Genomic DNA, 20,318 nt, shown 5'->3' on the forward strand with positions numbered 1-20,318 from the left:
CACGGACCGACTTCCCATGTCAAGAGCCGCCGCCTTCATGAAAGAGAATCCTGCCCCGATGCACCGGTTCCTGCGGACCACTTTCCCCGGCATCGTAATTGCCATCCTTTTTGCATGGGTCTGCTTTTCTCCCTCCCCGGCGGGGGCGAATCCGCCGCAGCGGATCGTGTCCCTGGCGCCGAATCTGACGGAGATCCTCTTCGACCTCGGCCTGGGCGACCGGGTGGCCGGCGTGACCCGCTTCTGCGACTGGCCGGCGGCGGCCGGGAAAAAACCGCAGGTGGGAGGCTACACCAATCCGTCCCTGGAAGCGATCGTCGCCCTCCGTCCAGACCTGGTGGTCATGACCGATGAGGGAACACCGCGGGAGATCCACGACCGCCTTGTCCGCCTCGGGATCCCTGTTTACGTCTTCCGGGCGAAGCGACTGGAACAGCTTCCGCAGGCTCTGCGGGAGATCGGGCCCGCCGTCGGAGCGGAGGCAGCCGCGAAGAAGCGCGCCGCCGCCATCGAAGACGCGCTGCGCCGGCTTTCGTCACGGGCCGGGGAGAGGAAGGGAAACATCCGGACGGCGCTGTTCGTCATCCAGCCGGAGCCCCTGATGGTCGCCGGACCCGGCACCGTCATCGACGACGCCATGACCGTTCTGGGCGTGCGGAACATCGCCGCCGGGACGTCGGCTCCCTACCCGAAAATGAGCATCGAGGAGGTCTTCCACCGGTCTCCCGATGTGATTTTCATCGGCCGCGGATCCATGACCGGCGCCGGCGGTTCGAAACTGCTCCGCCAGTGGAGAGCCCTGCCGGCCGTCCGCATGGGACGGGTGTACGTCATGGGGGAAACTCTGTACCGCCTCTCGCCGAGGCTCCTAGAAGGAATGGAAGAAATGGCAAACCTGCTGGAACGTTCCGGCGGGTCCGCCGGAAAGAGGTAACGGGATGGACTGGCTGACTGCTCTGATTCTGGGGATCGTGGAAGGCATCTCCGAGTTCCTGCCGATCTCGTCCACGGGACACCTGATCCTCGCCTCCCAGCTGATGGGGCTCGGCCACACGGAGTTCCTGAAAAGCTTCGAGATCGCCATCCAGGTCGGCGCCATCCTCTCCGTGGTGGCCCTTTACTGGCGGCGCCTGCTCGTGGATTTCGAGACGATGAAAAAACTCGTTGTCGCCTTCCTCCCCACGGGCATCCTGGGCCTCACCCTTTACCGGGTGATCAAGACGTTCCTCCTCGGCTCGCCGAACGTGGTGCTGTGGTCCCTGTTCCTGGGGGGGATCTTCATCATCGCCTTCGAATACCTGCACCGGGAGCGGGAGGATGCGACGGAGGACCTATCCGGCATCACGTACCGGCAGGCCCTGCTGATCGGCCTCTTTCAGTCCATCGCCATGATCCCGGGGGTTTCCCGTTCCGCCGCCACGATCATCGGCGGGCTGTCCCTGGGACTGCGGCGGAAGACCATCGTCGAGTTTTCCTTTCTCCTGGCGGTGCCCACCATGCTGGCCGCCACGGCCTACGATCTCCTCAAGAGCGGTACAGCCTTCTCCATGGACCAGATGGGATTCCTGGCCATCGGCTTCGTGACTTCCTTCGTTGTGGCGCTCCTCAGCATCAAGTTCCTCCTTTCCTTCATCCAGACCCACACCTTCATTGCCTTCGGCATCTACCGGATCGCCTTCGTCGCCCTCTGGGTGCTGATCCTGTAAGCGTAGACCAGCAACAGCTTCCTCCCTGCGGCCGTCCGGCCGGGAGAAACATTCCCCCTTTACCCGGCACCGGAATTCGCCTACATATTCCGGGAAACCGCCTGAGAGGAGCTCATGAGCCAGCCGGAAGACAGCTTCGAAGTCCGCCTGATGCAGCCGGAAGACTCAGCCGGCACGGTATCGCTTTACCGCGCCACCTACGGGGACGCCTACCCGATCCGGGAGATCTACGATCCGCAGGCCCTCCTGCACCAGCAGGAAACGGGAGAGATGTACCACGTGGTCTGCCGGGCGAAACAAGGTCCCGTGGCGGGCCACTGGGGCCTCTACCGGACATCGGCGCCGTTCCCGGGCATTTACGAGGCCGGGCACGGGATGGTTCTGGCGGAATACCGGGGCCGGGGTCTGAACGACCGGATCGCCCGGTACACCCTCGAGACGCTGATCCCCCGGCTCGGCATCCCCGCGGTATGGGGAGAAGCGGTTGCCAACCACCTCTTCATGCAGAAGACCTGCGCGGTGTCCGGCTACAGCGAGACCGGGATTGAGCTGGACCTGATGCCCGCGGCCTCCTACGAGAAGGAGAAGAGCGCCTCCGGCCGGGTCGGCGCGGTCCTTGTGTTCAGGCTCTATCAAACCAGGGAGCAGACGATCCGCCTGCCGGCCCCGTATGCGGGACTTCTCCGGGAGCTTCATCGGGAGGCCCACGACGCACCCCACGTGTACCGGAACGCCCCCACGGACGCGCCGCCGGGAGGTCCGTCGGAGGTGCAATCCGTTGCCTTCGAGGGGGCGAACCTGGCCCGCCTGACGGTCCAGGCCATCGGATCCGACCTCCGGGAAATTGTAAAGGAAAGAGAGAAACTCCACGCCGGCGGCGGAGCGACGGTCTTCCAGGCCTACCTCCGACTGACGGACCCGGGGATCGGATTCGCCGTCCGGACCCTGCGTGGTTGCGGCTATTTCTTCGGAGGTGTTCTGCCCCGCTGGTTCGACGACGACGGCCTGATGATGCAGAAGACCCTTCACGAGCCGAACGTTCCAGGCATCCGGCTGTACACCGACAAGGCGAAGAGGATCCTGGACTTTATCCTTCAGGACAGGGCGGAGGTGACGGCCCGCTGAGGCCGGCACCCGACGGAAGGCACATCCATGAGGACCCCGTTTCGCTGCATTCGCGATCTCCTGGCTGACGGAACCGGCTGCGCCGTGGCCCAGATCATTTCCACCCGCGGCTCGGCGCCGCGGGCCGCGGGGACACGCATGATTGTCCCGATTGCCGGCCGCCCTGTCGGAACCGTAGGCGGAGGCATCCTCGAGGCCAGGGCCGCGGAGATCGCCCGGGGCGTCCTTGAGACCGGCGAAGCCGTCCTGGAGACCTTCGTTCTCGAAGCGGAGAAGGCGGGCGATGCCGGCATGATGTGCGGCGGTACGGTGGAGCTCTTGGTTTATCGCCTGGAAGCGGCGGACCCGGACACACTTTCGCTCTACCGGGAAGCCGCCGCCATTCTCGAGAGTCGCGGCAGGGCCCGCCTCGTCACCAGGCTCCCCGGAGGAACGGCAGGGGGGCGCATCGCCCAGTGGCTGATCCGGGTGGATGGATCCGTCCTCGGTCCCCCGGAGCCGGAGGGAGGGCTCCATGCACGGGTGCCCGCGGATGCCGGATCGGGAGAGCCGCGGCTCCTGGCGGATGCGGGCGGGCGGTTCCTGCTGGAATCCCTTTACGGCGGGGAAACGGTCCATCTGTTCGGGGCCGGCCACGTCGCCCGGTCCCTGGCCCCGCTCCTGGAGATGACGGGCTTCCGGACCGTTGTCCTCGACGACCGGGCGGAGTTCGCCAACCGGGATCGGTTCCCCGGGGCGGATCGGATCGTCCTGCTCGACGCCTGGGATCGCGCCCTGGAAGGCCTGGACGCCGGGCCGAAGGGATTCCTTGTCATCATGACCCGTGGCCATGCCTTCGACCGGGACGTCCTGCAGCAGGCCCTGCGGACCGCAGCAGGGTACATCGGCATGATCAGCAGCAGGAGAAAGCGGGACGCCATCTTCGCCGCCCTGCGGGAGGAAGGATTCACGGAAGAGGACCTGAAAAGGGTTTATGCCCCCATCGGGCTTCCCATCGGCGCCGAGACGCCGGAAGAGATCGCCGTCAGCATCGCCGCGGAGCTGATCCGTCATCGGGCCGGCATCGAGTCCTGACGGACGAGGGGCCGCCGCTTTGTTTATCGTTTCAGGATTTCATCCAAGGCCGCCACAAAGGCCTCCATGGCCTCCCGGACGGACAGGGTCACCCGGATGAAGTTGGGAAAGCGGAATCCCGTCATGGTTCGGACCATGACCCCGCGGGTCATGAGCTTCCGATAGGCCAGGGTGTCGCTCATGGGAAGACGGATCATGATGAAGTTCCCCTCCCCGGAGACAAACGGCAGGCCCCGGGCGGCCAGTTCCTCCTCCAGATAAGCGCGGCTCTCCCGGACCAGCCGCCGGCTTTCCAGGACATGATTCCCGTCGTCCAGCGCCGCCACGGCCGCCTCCTGAGCCACCGCGTTGACGGAATAGACGACACAGGCACGTCGTATGGCATCCACCACCGGAAGCGACCCGGCCAGGTAGCCGATCCGCAGGCCCGCCAGCCCGTACATCTTGGAAAAGGTCCGGAACACGACGAGGTGGGGGTATTCGTCCAGGAGGGACATGCCGTCGGGATAATCCTCCCGCTCGACGAACTCGCAGTATGCTTCGTCGACAACCACGATCGCCCGGCCGTCGACAGCCTCCAGGAAGCGCCGCAGCCGGTCCCTTCCCCAATAGGTTCCCGTCGGATTGTTGGGATTGCAGACGAAGAAGATCTTCGTCCGGCCGTCCATCCGCGCCAGCATCCCCCGGTCGTCGAAGGCATAATCCCGGAGCGGAACGAGGCGCGCCTCCAGGCCTGAAAAGGTCGCCACCCACTCGTAGACCGCAAACGTCCGGTCCGCCGTGACGATGTTGTCTCCGGCCTCGCAGAAGGCCTTGATGGCGAAGGCGATGACCTCGTTGGCGCCGTTTCCGACGAGAAACTGCTCCGGATCCTTGCCGAAGCGGTCCGCCAGTTTCCGCCGCAGGTAGAAGGAATCGCCGCTCGGATACAGGGCGGCCCGGGGCGGGACAAAACGGCGGATCACCTCCTGTGTCGCCGGCGGGGGGCCCAGGGCATTCTCGTTGTTATTCAGTCGGAAGAGGCGGGAACAGCCGTAGAGCCGCATCAGCTCGTCGTCGGGCCGGCTGGGCACATAGGGCTCGAAGCTCCGTATGTAGGGCGGCAGCAGGCTCTCCAGGGAGAGAGGGCTCATGGGCGCCCCCCTCCTGCCGCGTACTGAAAGAGGACTACATCTCCCCGGCCGCCCGCGGGAAGCATCACCCGGGGACGGAATCCGGCGTCAAGAAGCAGGGGGGTAAAAGGCGCCTGCCAGGGACGGCCGAGATCGATTTCGAAGAAGAGTGCAATCCCCGGGATTTCCCGCAAAATGCTGCGAACGTGATCCTCCAGGTTGGAGGCGGCGTCCCGGCCCCACCAGACAGGTCGAAGCACGGCCCTTCCCCGGGACCTGTTGAAAGTGGCAGACAGGACGGAATACGGATAGGATGCCTCGCCCTCTTCATGGGTCAGCCTGACCTCCCGTGCAAAAGCCAGCCGCTCGCAGGATTCCCTCAGAAACGCCTCCAGGAGGGGATGGACCCAGGATACTCCTCCCTCATCCTCCCGGATCTGCCGGTAATAAACCGGGGTCTCAACCGCTCCATTCGCGGCGGTTTCGATCAGCGATCCCAGGATCTCGAAATACTCCACAGGCAGAAACGGCGACGGGAGGCGGCTGTAAATCCCTGAAACGTCCGACTTCGCGATCGCGGCGATGCATGCCTCGACAAGGTGACGACCCGTCGTCGCCCCCTGCGGCTGGCCGAACAGGTAAGGGCCGAAGAACTCCACCAGGCCCGAACCCTCACGCCACCAGGCAATCCCCCCTCCCAGGGAGCCCCTCGCGTCCTCCGCAACGGCAACTCCATATTCTCCCGACGCTGCCATATCGGCCAGTTTTCCCGGGATCAGGAAGTCGCGGGGACAGATCCCTTCCGGTGCATGGTGCAGCAGGAGGCGGGAGAACAGCTTCAGCGTCTCCGTGTCCGGTGTTTTCACGACCGGCGCGGACAAGGGTCCGGTAATGGGAATTTCACCCAGGTTGGTCTCCGGGTAAGCCTTATCTTTCCGAAAGGTGATCTCCAGGCGGTCTTCTTCGTAATGCGCCCGGATTTTGTCCACCATCCTGGCGGCAATCAGGAGACCCGTCTCGGCCGGTAGCTCTTCCCCGTCACAGGCCACCGACGACGTCAGATTGAAGGCCCGCATATTGAAAAAGCGCGTCTGGAAAGAGAACTTCAGCTCTGCGTAGTAGAACCCGTCCCGGCAGGTCAGCGTCACATTGTCCGCGGCGGCGCCCGGCCCGGTCAGATGGGAAAAGATCTCCTCCGATGCCAGCGTCAGGGAAAGGGCCTCCGCCTTGGCGAGGCCGAAGGAGAGGGCCGATTTCTCGGCAAAGGCCGTGACAACGGGAAGAAAGGCCGCACGGGGCGGAACCGTGAGCGAAACCTCCCGGTCCGGCCTGAAAACATGCATCATGTTCATAATTTACCCTGTTCTTTCCGCTTCCTGGAGGGGACGCCGCCCGGGCGCTCCGCTTGTGGTCGAGGCGCCGTCCCCGTCCGTCGCAAAGACCGCTGGGAACGGCCTGTCGGTCAATCCATGCCCGAGGCAACGCCTCCGGCAGCCGAGGGCAGATTAGCGCAGGATTATTCATTTCTCAAGGGGAACGGTCACATAAGCAGGGAAACGGATTTCAAATCCGTTGTTCCTTCCTTTTTTCTTTTCCTTTCGTGCCAAACCGAATCCCCTTTCCTTTTACATTCAGCGCATCGGCGCGGGGGCTGCCACGGGGGCTTCCGCCGTCGCGGACGTTTTTCCCGCGAGCCGTCATCGACGGTCTGTCAGGCTGGAGGGATGGGAAAAAAGTCCCAATTGCTCCTCTGGAAACCCCCGGTCGCGCCCCCGCGAACATTGGTCGGGGAGGGGGGCTTCCCGGAGCGCGAATAGCGGCTTTTTCGGGGTACCCTGCCGTCGCAGCGCAGCGCCCGCAAAGTCAATTTTCTGTAAAATAAAGGGGAAAAAGGTAGGAGGAACGGATTTGAAATCCGTCCCTCTATCCTCACAAAGAAGAGCCCCCCTCCTTCGAAAAGGAGAGGGGCTCGGGGAGGGGTGTGGCCTCGCATGTCCGCCGGACGGCGGGCAGGGTGGTGGGACTCTGCCTAGGCGATGTCCATCGGGGTCGCCATGGGATCCACCCAGCCTTTTTCGATCTTCCGGGGGATTTTCTTTCCTTTTGCCTTCTCTTCTTTCCGTTTCATGGTTTCTTCTCCTTTCCTCTCTGCTTTATCGCATTTTTTAACCGGCCGCTTCGCCGGCCTTATTTCCCAATCATGTGGGGATAGGACATAGGGTCCACCCACAGGCCGCCTCGCTTGACGGCCCTGCTGCATCTCTCACGGTTATTTTTTTTGATGGTTTCCGTCTTCCGCATCTTCCGACCTCTCATTCCCTTCCTTTTTTTTTCGATTGCAGGATAAATGATCAAGCAGGTTTGCACTATCGGGGAGGCTCCGAAATCGAAGAAGGAAGAGGAAGGAATCTTGACTCGGTCGGGGAGAAAAATCCGGATCGGTGTCTGTCCGATGACACGCCTGCGGGGTATCCAGGACAAAGGCCGGGCAGCGGGAAGACGGACGCCCCGTGACAATGCCCGCGCCCCGGGCCGGTCAATCATCCGGTGGGGCGCGGCCGGATCCCGGCACCCTCAGCCGACGAGCTTGTTTTGGACGGCGTAGAGCGTGATCTCGGCGTTGTTCTTCATCCTCATCTTCTCGAGGATGTGGGTTCGATACGTGCTGATCGTCTTTACGCTGAGGAACAGTTCATCGGCAATGGCGGAAACGGTCTTGCCCGAGGCGATCATGAGCATCACCTGGTACTCCCGGTCCGACAGGAGTTCGTGGGGCGGCCGGGTCATGTCGGTGCCGAGAAACTCGGTGAGGCGCTCCCCCAGGGTGGCGCTGATATACTTCCCGCCCTCCGCCACTTTCCGGATGGCCGAGATCAGCTCGTTGGGAGCGCTGGCCTTGGTCAGGTAGCCCGAAGCGCCCGCCCGGAGGGCCCGGATGGCGTACTGTTCTTCGGGATACATGCTCAGGATCAGGACGGGAAGTTTCGGCTTTTCGTCCTTCAGGTCCTTCAGGACTTCCAGTCCGCTCCGTCCGGGCATCGAGATGTCCAGAAGGACCACGTCGAGCTCCTTTTTCCGGACGCAGGCCATGACCTCCTGCCCGTTTCCCGCTTCGTCCGTTACCTCCATGTCGGGTGTATCCGACAGGACCTGCTTGAAGCCGGCCCTCACAATGGGATGGTCGTCGGCAATGAGGATGCGGATTTTCTTCATGCGGCATCTCCTCTATTCTCATAAGGAATTCGAACCTTGACAGTCGTTCCCTTCCCTTTTTTCCCCGTGATGTTCACGTCTCCCCCCCAATAGGAGACTCGCTCTCGCATCCCCAGCAGGCCGAATGAATCGGGCTTGGCCATCTGCTCCTCCGTGATGCCTTTTCCGTTGTCCTTCACGGTGAGCCGGACCTCTCCGCCGGTCAGCTTCAGGGAAACCTGGACCCGTTTGGCCTCGGCATGGCGCCAGACGTTTGTCAGGGTCTCCTGGAAGATGCGGAAGACCGCCGTGGACAGGTCCGGGTTGAGCTGCATGTCCTCGGGCTCCACCGTGACCCGGCACTGGATTCCTGTCCGCTTGAAGAACTCGCTCGCCTGCCACTCGATGGCGACGGGGAGTCCCAGGTGATCCAGCATTCCCGGGCGGAGGTCCATATAGATCCGCTTGAGGGTTTTCATGGTCATGTCCACGAGTCCCGACATGGCATCGATCCGTTCCCTGATTTCAGGCTGCTCTTCCGGGACCTTGCGGTTCAGGAGGACGAGGTCCGTGTTGAGGGCCGTCAGGAGCTGCCCCAGTTCGTCGTGGAGCTCTCTGGCGATGCGTGTCCGCTCCTTTTCACGGACCGACTGCAGGTGAGCGGACAGGTTCCGCATCTGCTGGCGCGACCTTTCCAGCTCGGTCTCGGCGCGCTTCCGCTCGGTGATGTCCTCGTAGGTGATGACGATCCGTTTTTCCTGGAGGCTCTCCCCCGTCCGGGAGGCGCTGACGAGACAGTCGATATCGGTTCCGTCCTTCTTGCGGCAGGGAAACTCGACGCTCACGGTCCGCTTTTTCTCCAGCGTGTTGTAAAGGATCTCGGCAATGGCCTCGTAGTCCGTGTCCGTCCGGTAGAGAATGCGGCTGCTCATGCCGACGATATCCCGGGCCCGCCAGCCGAAGACGGTCTGAACGCCGTCGTTGGCAAAGATCACCCGGCGATCCTGCAGGCCGATCACGGCATGGGGAATGGCCTCCAGGATCGAGGCCTCCAGGGCCTCCAGCTTCGCCAGCTTGTCCCGGGCGGCGCTCTGCTCCGTGATGTCCATGGAGTTGCCCAGGACGGCCCGCCGGCCCCTGTAGGGGATGAAGGTGACCGTTTCCATGATCCACCGGATCCGGCCGTCTTTCGTGATGATCCGGAACTCGTGGGGGGATCGCCGGTCTCCGTGAAGCATCTGGTGGGAGTTTTCCCTCACCTTGAAGCGATCTTCCGGATGGACGAGCTGCATCGAGTTCATCCCCGTCAGTTCCTTCTGGCTGTACCCGGCGTACCCGGCGGCGTTCTCGTTGACAAACTGGAAGACCCCGTCCTGAACGACATAGACGCCCGCCTGGGAGCTGTCGGCCATGGTCCGGTAGGCCTCCTCGGCGAGCTTGCGGTCCGTGATGTCCTCGAAGGTGATGACGATGTTCTTTTCCTTGAGGCTCTCCCCGATGCGCGAGGCCGTGATGAGGCATTCGATGTAACGCCCGTCCTTCCGGCGGCAGGGGAACTCGGTGCTGTGGGTGCGCTGGTTCTCAAGGGTTGAATAGAGCTCCTGGGCGATGGAGTCCCAGTCCCCGTCGCTCCGGTACAGGACCCGGGTGGTGGCGCCGATCAGCTCCTCCGCTCGCCAGCCGAAGACCCGCTCGACTCCGTCGTTGGCAAAAATGATGCGGCGGTTTTTCAAGCCGATGACGGCGTGAGGGATGGCCTCGAGAATGGACGCTTCCAGGGCCTCCAGCTCCGCCAGCTTGTCCCGGGCCTCGATCTGCTCGGTGATGTCCATCGAGTTGCCCAGAACGGCCCGTTTCCCCTTGAAGCGGATGGAGGTGATGACCTCGGTAATCCACCGGATGTCGCCGCTCTTGGTGATGGTGCGGAATTCATACGAGGAAGTCCGGTTGCCCCGGAGCATCTGGATCGCCGCCTGGCGAACCCGCTCCCGGTCTTCCGGGTGGACGAGGCTCATGGACTCCATGCCCAGGAGATCCTCCCGCGGGTAGCCCCAGTAATCCGCCGCATGCAGGTTGACGAACCGGAATTTCCCCTCCTGGACGACGTAGATGCCAGCGCGGGAAGTGTGCTCCAGGGTCCTGTAGAGCCCTTCCACGAGAGGTCGGTCCGTTCCCGACGGGGCCAGTTTATCGAGTTTCCTCCGAAGCTGCCCAATCTTTCGGACCAACTGTTCCTTGGTATTGGTGCTGGTACTGGTATTCGTCTTCTCTGCCACGCCGGATCCTCCCAGGTACAGGAAATGTCGGACGAATTCTGGTGGATGTTTAACAGGTTTGCCCTTGCTGTGCAAGGTTCGAGTGACCGCTCCGGCAAGCCGCCCCCATTCCCGGCTGCTCTATTTTCACCTTGACAAGCATCGGTCTTCTTTCCTAAACATGCACATCATAGCGCGGATCCACCGCGCGGGACGGATGCCGAGGAAGAGGGGTGGAAAGCCCCCGCTGCCCCGCAGCCGTGAAGGGAACGAAAGCCCATGATGCCACTGCCGCGGGTCAACCGTGGTGGGAAGGCGGGCAAGTAGGTCGCCCGAAGCCGGAAGACCGGTCCGTCCCCATGACCTCGAGGGAGGCAACCCGTGGAAGACACGCTCCACAAAATCGTCACACCGGCCCGGCTGATCCGGGTGACGCTTCTTTTTGCCCTGGCTTTCATCTTCGTTGCCTTTATCGCGATCCTCGTCGGTCCGTCGGAAATCGCCCCCCTGGAGATCCTGAAGAGTATTTTCCGGGATCGGCAAGGGGTGGAAGCGGCCGCCGACCCGGGACGGACGATCCTGTTTTCGATCCGGATCCCCCGGGTCCTCTTTGCCGGGATCGTGGGGGCCGCCCTGTCCACCGCCGGCGTCGTCTACCAGGCCCTCCTCCGCAATCCCCTGGCGGATCCTTACATTCTGGGCGTTTCGGGCGGAGCCTCCGCGGGAGCCGTCGCGGGCATCCTTCTCGGCGCCGCCACCGTCCCCTTCGGTACGCCGCTCCTGGCCTTTGCCGGGGCCCTGGCCGCCACCTTCCTGGTCTTCGGGACGGCTCGGAAAAACGCCTCCCTGTCCTCCAACACGCTCATCCTGGCGGGGGTCATCGTCAATGCCTTCACAACCGCCCTGGTCTTTTTTTTCCTGTCCATCAGCAACAGCAAGGAGGTCCACAACGTCGTTTTCTGGATCATGGGAGACCTCGGGATCGCCTCGGGGAAGGACATCGGCCTCGTCGCCCTGGTTCTCCTGGCCGCGTTCATCCTGATCTACGCCCACGGGCGTTCCCTGAACCTCCTGGTCGTCGGTGAGGAGACCGCTCTCCGCTTGGGCGTCTCCGTCGAGAGCACAAAGAAGATCCTGCTGGCGGCGGCATCCATCCTGACGGCGGCGGCTGTCTCGCTCTGCGGAACCATCGGTTTCGTCGGGCTCATCATTCCCCACATGATGCGGATGCTTCTGGGCGCGGATCACCGCCTGCTCCTCCCGGCGTCCCTTCTTTTCGGGGGTGCATTCCTGATCGTGGCGGATACCCTTGCCCGCGTCCTGCTGGCCCCGACGGAGCTGCCCGTGGGGGTCGTCACCGCTTTTTGCGGCGCCCCATTTTTCATTTACCTGCTGCGGAGGAGAGCCTGATGCCCGCCATCCGTCTCGAAAAGGCAAGCTTCCGGTACGACCGCTCCTGGGTGCTGCGGCATGTCTCCCTGGACGCGGAGCGCGGCGCATTCCTCGGGATTCTCGGTCCCAACGGATCCGGCAAGACGACGCTCCTGAATCTGATCGACGGAGTGATCGCCCCCCGGGAAGGGCGGGTCCTCCTGGAAGGAACCGATGCCGCGTCCCTGGACCGGAACGAACTGGCCCGGATGGTGGCGGTGGTTCCCCAGGACTCTCCGCTGATTTTCTCCTTTACCGTTCAGGAAATCGTTCTCATGGGCCGTGCCCCCCACCTGGGACGATGGCGGTTTGAGGGAAAACGGGACTTCGAGATCGCCAGGGACGTCATGGAAAGAACGGGGACTCTCCCGCTGGCGGGACGGCCCATGAGCGAACTCAGCGGCGGGGAGCGCCAGCGGGTCCTCATCGCCCGGGCCCTGGCCCAGGAACCGCGGATCCTCCTCCTGGACGAACCCACGTCCAACCTGGACATCCGCCATCAGAGCGCGTTCTTCGGCCTGGTGGCGGAGCTGAACCGGACACAGGGACTGACGGTGGTTGCCGTCAGCCATGACATCAACCTGGCGTCCCTCTACTGCCGGCGGATCGTCCTCCTGAAGGACGGAGCCGTCTATGGCGAGGGAAGGCCCGAAGAGACCATTACGGAGGACAGCATTCGGAACGTCTTCGGGGTGCCCGTGCGAGTGGACAGCCATCCGCAGACAGGCAGGCCCCGTGTTACACCCATCTGCAACACACCCCCGGAGCGAGGAAGCCGGTTCAACGCCGGCGCTGCCCCGCAACTGTAAGCGGAACGAAATCTGCAGAAGGCCACGGATCCGGAACATCCCGCCCCATATCGGGGACCGGGTTGATCAAGGGGGATCGGGAAGGCGCAGAGAGTAGGATCGAAAGAGGCCGCAAGCCAGGACACTCGACCGGGGGAAACCCATTCCGATTCCCGAGGGGGAAGAAAGGAGTTTCCATGAAGAGCGTCATCCGTTTCCTTGCCGTTTCCTTTTTCACCTGTGCCTGCCTTTCCATTGCCGTCCCATTGAAGGCGGCCGACAGCCCGGCCGTCATGGAAGAGGTCGTGGTCACCGCCACGCGTGGCGCCGAGGAGGTTCGGAACGTCCCCGCGGCCGTCACGGTGATCACGGAAAAAGAGATCCGGGACTCCGGGGCCGTGAGCCTCGTCGAGGTCCTGGAAAAAGTGGAGGGCATCCAGGTCCGCTCCTACAGCGGCAACTCCCCCCAGTCGATTGTGGACCTGCGCGGGTTCGGAGGAGACAACCCTTTCGGAAAAACCGTGATCCTCCTGGACGGGCAGCGCCTGAACCGGCCGGACATGGCCTCCGTGAACTGGTTCCAGGTTCCCCTGTCCAGCATCGAGCGCGTCGAGGTGGTCCGGGGGGCGAGCTCCGTCCTGTACGGCGACGCCGCCGTGGCCGGCGTCATCAACATCATCACCAGGAAGGGAACCCCGAAGACACGGGCCTACGCCTCCGTGACGGGCGGCAGCTACGGCCTCCACAATGAAAAGGCAGGGGCGTCCGGCAGAACGGGTTCCCTCTCCTATTCCGTCCAGGGCGAAAACTACTTCTCCCTGGGCTACCGGAAGCATTCCACCCTTGCCTCGCAGAGCGCCGGCTTAAATCTCCGCTACGACGCCGCGGATGCCCTTTCCGCCTCCCTGGGGGTCTCCTTCAACCGCTCCGATTATGAACTCCCGGGAAATCTCACCAGGATGGAAATGGCCTCGGACCGCCGGCAGGCCGAACCGGCCCGTCCCTCCTACTGGACCAGTGGCGGATACGAGGATGACGGACTGGACAAGCACACGAACATCAACCTGAAGATCGAATCCCTCCTCGGCGCCTTCGGACGCCTGGAAATGAACGCCCTCTACGGCAAAAAAGAGCTGGATGCCAACATGGCCTCCTGGACGCTGTACACCAATACCGAGGCGGAGACCTACGGCCTCACGCCGAAATACATTCTCGATCACGCAATCTTCGGATTTTCCAACAAGCTGACGACGGGCATCGACGTCTACCGGGAACCCTACGTCAAGAAATTTTACGACAGCCGGGAGCGGAGGGCGAGAACGGCCATTGCGGACCTGTACAAGAACAGCCTCGCCTTCTACGTCCGGGATGAATTCAGCGTGTTCAGGAACCTGATCCTGAGCGCCGGCTACCGGACGGAGCGGGCCGCCATGGGAGGAGACTACAACAATCACACGACTCCCGCCCAGAGCTTCACGAACAAGGAAAAAATCCACCACGGCGAGGCCTGTGAAGGCGGCCTGACCTGGCTGATCGGCAAGAAATCAAGCGTATTCGCCAAGTATGCAACGGTCTTCCGCTTCCCGTTCCTGGACGAGCAGGCCTCCTACAACGGCTATGGCGGCACCCCCTTTTACACGGACATCGAAAAGGAAACCGGCAGAAGCTACGAGGCGGGAACCCAGTTCTTTCCGCTGGATTCGCTCAAGATCGCCCTTTCGGTCTTTCGCATCGACATGGAGAACGAGATCGCCTGGAACAGCCTGACCTACCGCAACGAGAATCTTGACGAGACCCGCCATGACGGTGTGGAGGCCTCCTTCTCCTGGCAGGCCGCGGAATTCGCGCGGATTTATGGAAGCCTCACCTATCACCGGGCGACCTTCGAGTCCGGCGAAAACAGCGGCAAGGAGATCCCTCTCGTCCCGAGACGCCAGGCCCGGCTGGGCGTCGAATTCAGCCTCCCTTACGCCGTGACGGTGAAGCCGGAGGTGCGTTACGTCGGCGACAGCTACATGAGCGGCGACACGGACAACAGCGGGGAAAAGCTCGAATCCCACACGGTGTTCGACCTGTATGCCTTCTACCGGCCGGAATTCAGGGGATTGAAGCTGACAGTGTTCCTCGGGGTGGAAAATCTCCTGAACGCAACGTACTCCTCGTTCGGTGTGGAGGAAACGGCCTGGACGCCCCGGGTGTATTATCCCATGCCGGAACGGACCTTCAAGGGAGGCCTGACCTTCGAGTTCTGAGGGCAGGTCCGGCGGGCCGGGGGGTGAATCCCCCTCCCTCCCCGGCCCCATCCCGCATCCGGGGATGTTTCCTTTCATGACCGGCCAGATCCATGGTTTCTGCGCCATCGTCCGTTGACAAACCCCCTCCCTTGGCGTATTGCAGCTATCATCCCGGCAGGAAATCTCAATACGTCCAGCGAACGGAAAGAACGGGCCATGAAATCGGAAACCGGATGGATCTGGGTGGACACATCGGAAAAGCGGCAGGAGGCCGGCCGCGACATCGCATCCTCTCCCTGGATCGCCCTGGACACCGAATACGACTCCTTCCGCTATTTCCGGGACAAGCTCTGCCTCATCCAGATCAAGACGCCCTTCATGACCTACCTGGTGGACCCCCTGGACGGCATTCCTCCCGAATACCTTACCCGGCCCTTCGCCAGCCGAGAGGTGCTGAAGGTGTTCCACGCCGGCGACAACGACATCCGCCTCCTCCACCGCGATTTCGGTTTCACCTTCCGGAACGTCTTCGATACGTACCGGGCGGCCACGCTCCTGGGATACCCGAACCTGTCCCTGGCGGCGCTGGTGGAGGATTGCCTCGGCATCCCCTTCCCGAAGCGAAAGAAGGTCCAGCGGTCCAATTGGGATGTTCGTCCCCTGACGGAAGAGCAGCTCGCCTATGCAGCGGAGGACACGCTGCACCTGATCCCCCTTTACGAGAGACTGGAAGCGGAAATACGGGAGAAGGGCCTCCAGGAGGAGGCCAAGCGCTCGTTCCGGGAAATCGCCGCCGCCCGCTGGCAGGAGCGGCCCTTCCGTGCGGAAGGATACCGGAGGATCCAGGGAGTCTGGGATCTGACCGCCCCGCAGCGGGAGCGGCTGAAGCGGCTCTATGCCTGGCGGTGGTGGAAATCGAAGCAGATGGACCGCTCGCCATTCATGCTTCTTTCCTCTCAGGAGATGGTGGCCTTGGCGAGTATCGAGAACCCCTCCGCCGAGATGCTCAAGCGGAGCGGGATTCTGTCCCACGAACGAACGGGCCGGTACGGCGCCGAGCTGGTAAAAGTTCTCCGGGAGGCGTGATCGGAGCCGACAAGAGTTATGGGGACGGAATGCAATCCCTCCTCAGATAATAAAGCAGAACGGATTTCAAATCTGTTCCTCCTACCTTTTTCCCCTTTTTTTTTACAGAAAATCAGACGCGGGCGCTGCGCTGCGACGGCAGGGTACCCCGAAAAAGCCGCTATTCGCGCTCCGGGAAGCCCCCCTCCCCGACCAATGTTCGCGGGGGCGCGACCGGGGGTTTCCAGAGGAGCAATTGAAACGTCCCTGCCGGAAGTGTGTGGCGGGCTGTTCAAAAATGCCCGGATGCAAGGCCCCCGAAATCCTGAGCCATGAGTCGTACCCTTTTCGGTACGTCGAATGGCGAAGGATGAGGGAAACGCCGTAGACGGGTATTTTTCAAAAGCCCGTGCGGAAAAACGTCCGCGACGGCGGCACGCCCCCGTGGCAGCCCCCGCGCCGATGCGCTGAATGTAAAAGGAAAGGGGATTCGGCTTGGCACGAAAGGAAAAGAAAAAAGGAAGGAACAACGGATTTGAAATCCGTCGCTCTTTAAGGTGAATGACGAGTGAAACGAAGTAGACGGGCGTTTTTCAACAGCCCGCTACATGTAGGCGTGGAGACTGGGCAGGTAATTCACCCCCAGGTACGTGAACAGCATCGCCGCAAAGCCCACCAGGGCAAGAACAGCCAGCCGGCGTCCCCGCCAGCCCCGCACAAACCGGGCATGGAGCAGAGCGGCATAGACGACCCAGGTGACGAGAGACCACGTCTCCTTCGGATCCCAGCTCCAGTAGGCCCCCCAGGCATAGTGAGCCCAGACGGACCCGGTGATGATCCCCAGGGTCAGGAAGATGAATCCCAGAAGCACGCTCTGGTAGAGCAGCTCCTCCAGGTCGTCCTCGTCCGGAATGAGGGCGAAGAATCGGGAGGGATTCCTTCCGGGCTTCTTCCGGTTCTTGATCAGGTGCAGGATCGCCAGGCCGAAGGCCACCGTGAAGGCGGCGTACCCCATGAAGCAGGTGATCACATGGCTGGTCAGCCAGTTGCTCTGGAGGGCCGGGATCAGGGGCTGGATCCGGTCGCTGACGCCGGGGGAAATGGAGGCATAGGCCATCAGGAGGAAGGCGACGGGAACCACGAAGACCCCGGGGGTTCGGTTCCGGGTCCGCCACTCCACCAGGAGGTACAGAAAGACCACCGCCCAGGCGAAAAACACAAGGGATTCGTAGAGGTTCGAGAGCGGGGCATGCCCCATCCCCAGGGCATAGGATTCCCTCCAGCGGAGGAGAAGGGCGGCCGTGTGGGCCAGAAGCCCCGCCGCCGCACACCAGGAAGCCAGCCTCGCCCACCGGTCCCGCCCGCGGATCAGGCCGATCAGGTATCCGGTGAAGGAAGCGAAATAGACAAAGGTTACCCAGCTCAGAATCTTCGCGCTGATCATCCCTGCGCGTCCCCCTTTTCCCGAAATACCCGGATCAGTTCCGCCAGTTCCCGGTCCAGCCCCGCCGACGTCCGCAATCCCCGCCCCGTCACGGCGACCCGCACCTTGCCTTTGGCTTCTTCCACCAGAACCCACACCCGGCGGTGATCCACGATAAACACGAGCAGCAGGCCCGCCACCAGGAACAGGCCCCCCGCCGCCACCAGGGGCACGCCGGGGTCGGTCGCGGCCTTCAGCACGGTGTAGTACCGCGCGTCGATGCCGCGGAGTGAAAAGACATAGGGGGCGAACAGTCCCGGATTGAAAAGGGGCACCTGTTCGAAGAGCCCCGGATTCCCCTCCCGGATCCGCTCGATTTCCTGAAAGACCCAGAACTGGACGGCGCCCCGGCCGGACCGGACGCCGATCTTCACCGCCGGCCCCATCTGCATCATGTTCTCCTCGACCCGCAGGACCTGCACCGTCCCTTCCCCGTCCGGAAGGGCGAAAGACTCCCCGAGCGTGACGGCTTCGTCCTTCCGGTCGCCGCCTTTCCTGGAATAGGAGAGCCGGGCCTTTCCGTCGGCGGACTGGCCATAGCTCGACTGGTAAAAGCGGATCCCTTCGAAGGTCAGGGGGTGATTCACCAGGAGCGCACCCTGGAGGGCCGGGCGGCCGTCTTTCAGGAACGTCAGGTCCGACCGGTAGGTCTTGGGCATCCCGTTTTCATACGTCTCGATCAGGAAGCGGTCGCAGCGGATTCCGAACCCGAGGCTGTGCTGTCCCTTGCCGCCCGCGAGGTCGGCTGTCGTGGCCGTTTCCCCTTCGCCGATGTGTACGTAGGCGTCAAATCCGAAGAGGGACCCCGCAACGCCCCCGGCTATGATCAGGAGGACGCCCAGATGGACGGCGTACACGCCGAGGTGGGTGATGCGCCCCTTCTGCCCGTGGAGGACGGGTCCCCGGGATACGTCCGTCCTGCGCACGTCGCGGTAGCGCCGGTGGAGCGCCTGTTCTGCCCGCGTGACGATTTCGTCCCGGGTTCCTTTGACGTACGCCGTATGCTCCGGGGGCAGATCCCGAAACAGGTGTTCCTCCGCGGAGGCCTCCGCCTTGAAACGCCGCCAGGAAGCAGGGAAACGGTTGATGGAGCAGACGACGAGGTTGGCCGTCAGCAGGCCCATCGCGAGGAGAAACCAAACGGAGTGATACAGATCGAAGATCTGGAGGGTTGCGAGGATCCGGATCGTCCCCGGCGACAGCCGCTTCGCCAGTTCCTGGGCCGATTCCTGCTGCGGAACCAGCGTTCCCACCACGGCCAGGACGGCCAGAACGGCCAGGAGGACCAGGGTAAGCTGAACGGAAGAAAAGAAGGACCAGACGGGATTTCGCTTGATGCCCAACGGGGCGGACCTCCGACTTGGATGTCGCCTCCCTGTGCCGTCCGGCCCATCCGGCCGGTTCGTGCCATGGAAGCCGGTCCCTCTTTACCATCGACAAAACAGCGTGGCAAGAGGCGAGACGACCGGAGCGTGTGCCCGGGAACGCGCCGCTCCACCTTAATGAAACTCCTTGTTTCCTTTTATGATTTCTCTCCCGAGGCCTCCCTGAACGCCCTGCGGATGGCCTCGACCCGCTTCCGGTTCACCCCCAGGTCGGAGTAGCCGACCCGGGAGGCGGAGCGGACATGGACGGCTTTTTCCGCGTCATCGAAGACGAATTCCACGTCGTCGACGAAGCGGAAGACGGTGGAGGTGAACTCGGCACGGATATACCGCTCCTCCGCAACCACAATCCGCACTCTGGGCAGGGCCTTAAGCACGTCGAGAAGACGGCGCCGGGCATCCTCGGCCGAACCGGCGTAGCGGAAGGGCTCCGCGAAGTGGGTCCGGTCCTCCCGGGGAGCCTGGGAGGAAATGCAGTTGGGCGAGGAGGGACAGGGAGCCAGCCGGCCGGCCTTCAGGCCGAGGCCGTCGGGCCTTGCCCCGGAGCAGCCGGCGAAGCAAAACCCGGCAAGAAGCAGGATCAGCGGTTTCAGAATCCGGCTCACGTCGCCCCCTGCCGGCATACCGGTCCGTATGCTCACTTTCCTGTGAATTCGGGGAGACGCTTGGCAAAAAACGCCCGGGCCCCTTCCTGGTAATCCCGGGTCTTCCCGGCCCGGATCATTCCTGATCGTTCCCGCTCCAACTGGCGCTCCAGGAGATCCATCATGGAGTGATTCATGTTCTCCTTGGCGATGGCGAAGGCCGTCGTGGCGCCCCGGGCCAGGTGCCCGGCCAGCTCGAGGGCCTCCCGCTCCAGCTCCGCGTCCTCCACGACGCGGTTGACGAGCCCCCACTCCAGGGCCTGGCGGGCATCGAACACCGGATCGAGGAGCATCAACTCGTTCGCCCTGGAGAATCCGATCAGAAGGGGAACCAGGAGTGCCCAGGCACCGTCGGGAACCAGGCCCAGGCTCGTGTAGGCCTGGCGGAACCGGGCCGAGGCCGCGCAGAGCCGCAGGTCGCAGGCGGCGGCCAGGCTGATGCCGGCCCCCCCGGCTGCCCCGTTGACGGCGGCGATCACGGGCTTGCGCATCATCCGGATGGCCAGGATGGCGATGTTCAGAAGCTTGATGATCTGCCGCAGGGGCTCCGAGGGATTGGTGTCCAGGGACTCCCGGAACTCGCCGATGTCTCCGCCGGAGCAGAAGGCCCGTCCCTGACCCGTCAGGATCACGCAGCGGACGCTCTCGTCTTCGGCGCAAATCTCCAGACCCTTCACCAGGTCCGTCAGGTGGCCCGTGCTCAGGGCGTTCAGCGACTGCGGCCTGTTCATGCGGACGACGGCGATCGAGTCCTTCCTTTCCAGCACGATGTTGTCGAATGTCATGGCCGTTCCCTCCCCTTTCAAAACACCATGGTTCGGATG

16 protein-coding genes and 2 riboswitches are annotated in these 20,318 nt (G+C 63.1%); of the genes, 8 read left to right on the forward strand and 8 right to left on the reverse strand.

Annotated elements, in window-relative coordinates:
- Window positions 1-37 precede the first annotated feature (37 nt).
- From HPY65_11790 to HPY65_11805, 4 genes are all read left to right on the forward strand, one after another.
- Complete coding sequence (locus HPY65_11790) at window positions 38-934, forward strand: ABC transporter substrate-binding protein (protein NPU85153.1); 897 nt, start codon at window positions 38-40, stop codon at window positions 932-934.
- 4 nt (window positions 935-938) lie between these two features.
- Entirely contained in the window at window positions 939-1,706 is a 768-nt protein-coding gene (locus HPY65_11795; GenBank protein ID NPU85154.1) for an undecaprenyl-diphosphate phosphatase, read from the forward strand.
- A 114-nt stretch (window positions 1,707-1,820) separates the two neighbouring features.
- Window positions 1,821-2,831 (forward strand): hypothetical protein, encoded by a 1,011-nt coding sequence (locus tag HPY65_11800; protein ID NPU85155.1) that lies wholly within the window; start codon window positions 1,821-1,823, stop codon window positions 2,829-2,831.
- A 27-nt stretch (window positions 2,832-2,858) separates the two neighbouring features.
- Entirely contained in the window at window positions 2,859-3,905 is a 1,047-nt protein-coding gene (locus HPY65_11805) for an XdhC family protein (GenBank protein NPU85156.1), read from the forward strand.
- 23 nt (window positions 3,906-3,928) lie between these two features.
- Here the strand turns inward: HPY65_11805 and hisC are convergent, their stop codons facing one another.
- From hisC to HPY65_11825, 4 genes are all read right to left on the reverse strand, one after another.
- Entirely contained in the window at window positions 3,929-5,038 is a 1,110-nt protein-coding gene (gene hisC, locus HPY65_11810) for a histidinol-phosphate transaminase (GenBank protein NPU85157.1), read from the reverse strand.
- Window positions 5,035-6,369: a hypothetical protein gene (locus tag HPY65_11815; protein ID NPU85158.1), complete on the reverse strand. Its 1,335-nt coding sequence runs from the start codon at window positions 6,367-6,369 to the stop codon at window positions 5,035-5,037. The genes hisC and HPY65_11815 overlap by 4 nt, the downstream gene beginning before the upstream one ends.
- Before the next feature lie 1,222 nt (window positions 6,370-7,591).
- On the reverse strand, window positions 7,592-8,230 hold the full coding sequence (locus HPY65_11820) for a response regulator transcription factor (GenBank protein ID NPU85159.1): 639 nt from the start codon (window positions 8,228-8,230) through the stop codon (window positions 7,592-7,594).
- The gene (locus HPY65_11825; GenBank protein ID NPU85160.1) at window positions 8,227-10,485 is read right to left on the reverse strand and encodes a PAS domain S-box protein; all 2,259 of its coding nucleotides are present in this window, start codon (window positions 10,483-10,485) and stop codon (window positions 8,227-8,229) included. The genes HPY65_11820 and HPY65_11825 overlap by 4 nt, the downstream gene beginning before the upstream one ends.
- Window positions 10,486-10,644: 159 nt before the next feature.
- A riboswitch (cobalamin riboswitch) is annotated at window positions 10,645-10,834 on the forward strand.
- A gap of 11 nt (window positions 10,835-10,845) precedes the next feature.
- Here HPY65_11825 and HPY65_11830 point away from each other — a divergent pair.
- The 4 genes from HPY65_11830 (at window position 10,846) to HPY65_11845 (ending at window position 16,003) form a co-directional block, all read left to right on the forward strand.
- Window positions 10,846-11,874, forward strand: a complete 1,029-nt coding sequence (locus tag HPY65_11830) for an iron ABC transporter permease (protein NPU85161.1) — start codon at window positions 10,846-10,848, stop codon at window positions 11,872-11,874.
- A complete protein-coding gene (locus HPY65_11835) occupies window positions 11,874-12,704 on the forward strand; it encodes an ABC transporter ATP-binding protein (GenBank protein ID NPU85162.1) in 831 nt (276 codons plus the stop codon). The genes HPY65_11830 and HPY65_11835 overlap by 1 nt, the downstream gene beginning before the upstream one ends.
- Window positions 12,664-12,831, forward strand: a riboswitch (cobalamin riboswitch). Its footprint overlaps the gene before it by 41 nt.
- A gap of 49 nt (window positions 12,832-12,880) precedes the next feature.
- On the forward strand, window positions 12,881-14,935 hold the full coding sequence (locus HPY65_11840; protein ID NPU85163.1) for a TonB-dependent receptor: 2,055 nt from the start codon (window positions 12,881-12,883) through the stop codon (window positions 14,933-14,935).
- 198 nt (window positions 14,936-15,133) lie between these two features.
- On the forward strand, window positions 15,134-16,003 hold the full coding sequence (locus HPY65_11845; GenBank protein NPU85164.1) for a ribonuclease D: 870 nt from the start codon (window positions 15,134-15,136) through the stop codon (window positions 16,001-16,003).
- A 583-nt stretch (window positions 16,004-16,586) separates the two neighbouring features.
- Here HPY65_11845 and ccsB read toward each other — a convergent pair.
- From ccsB to HPY65_11865, 4 genes are all read right to left on the reverse strand, one after another.
- A complete protein-coding gene (gene ccsB / locus HPY65_11850) occupies window positions 16,587-17,426 on the reverse strand; it encodes a c-type cytochrome biogenesis protein CcsB (protein NPU85165.1) in 840 nt (279 codons plus the stop codon).
- Window positions 17,423-18,808: a cytochrome c biogenesis protein ResB gene (locus HPY65_11855; protein ID NPU85166.1), complete on the reverse strand. Its 1,386-nt coding sequence runs from the start codon at window positions 18,806-18,808 to the stop codon at window positions 17,423-17,425. The genes ccsB and HPY65_11855 overlap by 4 nt, the downstream gene beginning before the upstream one ends.
- Window positions 18,809-18,987: 179 nt before the next feature.
- The gene (locus HPY65_11860) at window positions 18,988-19,446 is read right to left on the reverse strand and encodes a DUF1499 domain-containing protein (protein NPU85167.1); all 459 of its coding nucleotides are present in this window, start codon (window positions 19,444-19,446) and stop codon (window positions 18,988-18,990) included.
- 41 nt (window positions 19,447-19,487) lie between these two features.
- Entirely contained in the window at window positions 19,488-20,279 is a 792-nt protein-coding gene (locus tag HPY65_11865; protein ID NPU85168.1) for a hypothetical protein, read from the reverse strand.
- Window positions 20,280-20,318: the final 39 nt, after the last annotated feature.

This window comes from Syntrophaceae bacterium (assembly GCA_013177825.1).
Classification (GTDB): domain Bacteria; phylum Desulfobacterota; class Syntrophia; order Syntrophales; family PHBD01; genus PHBD01.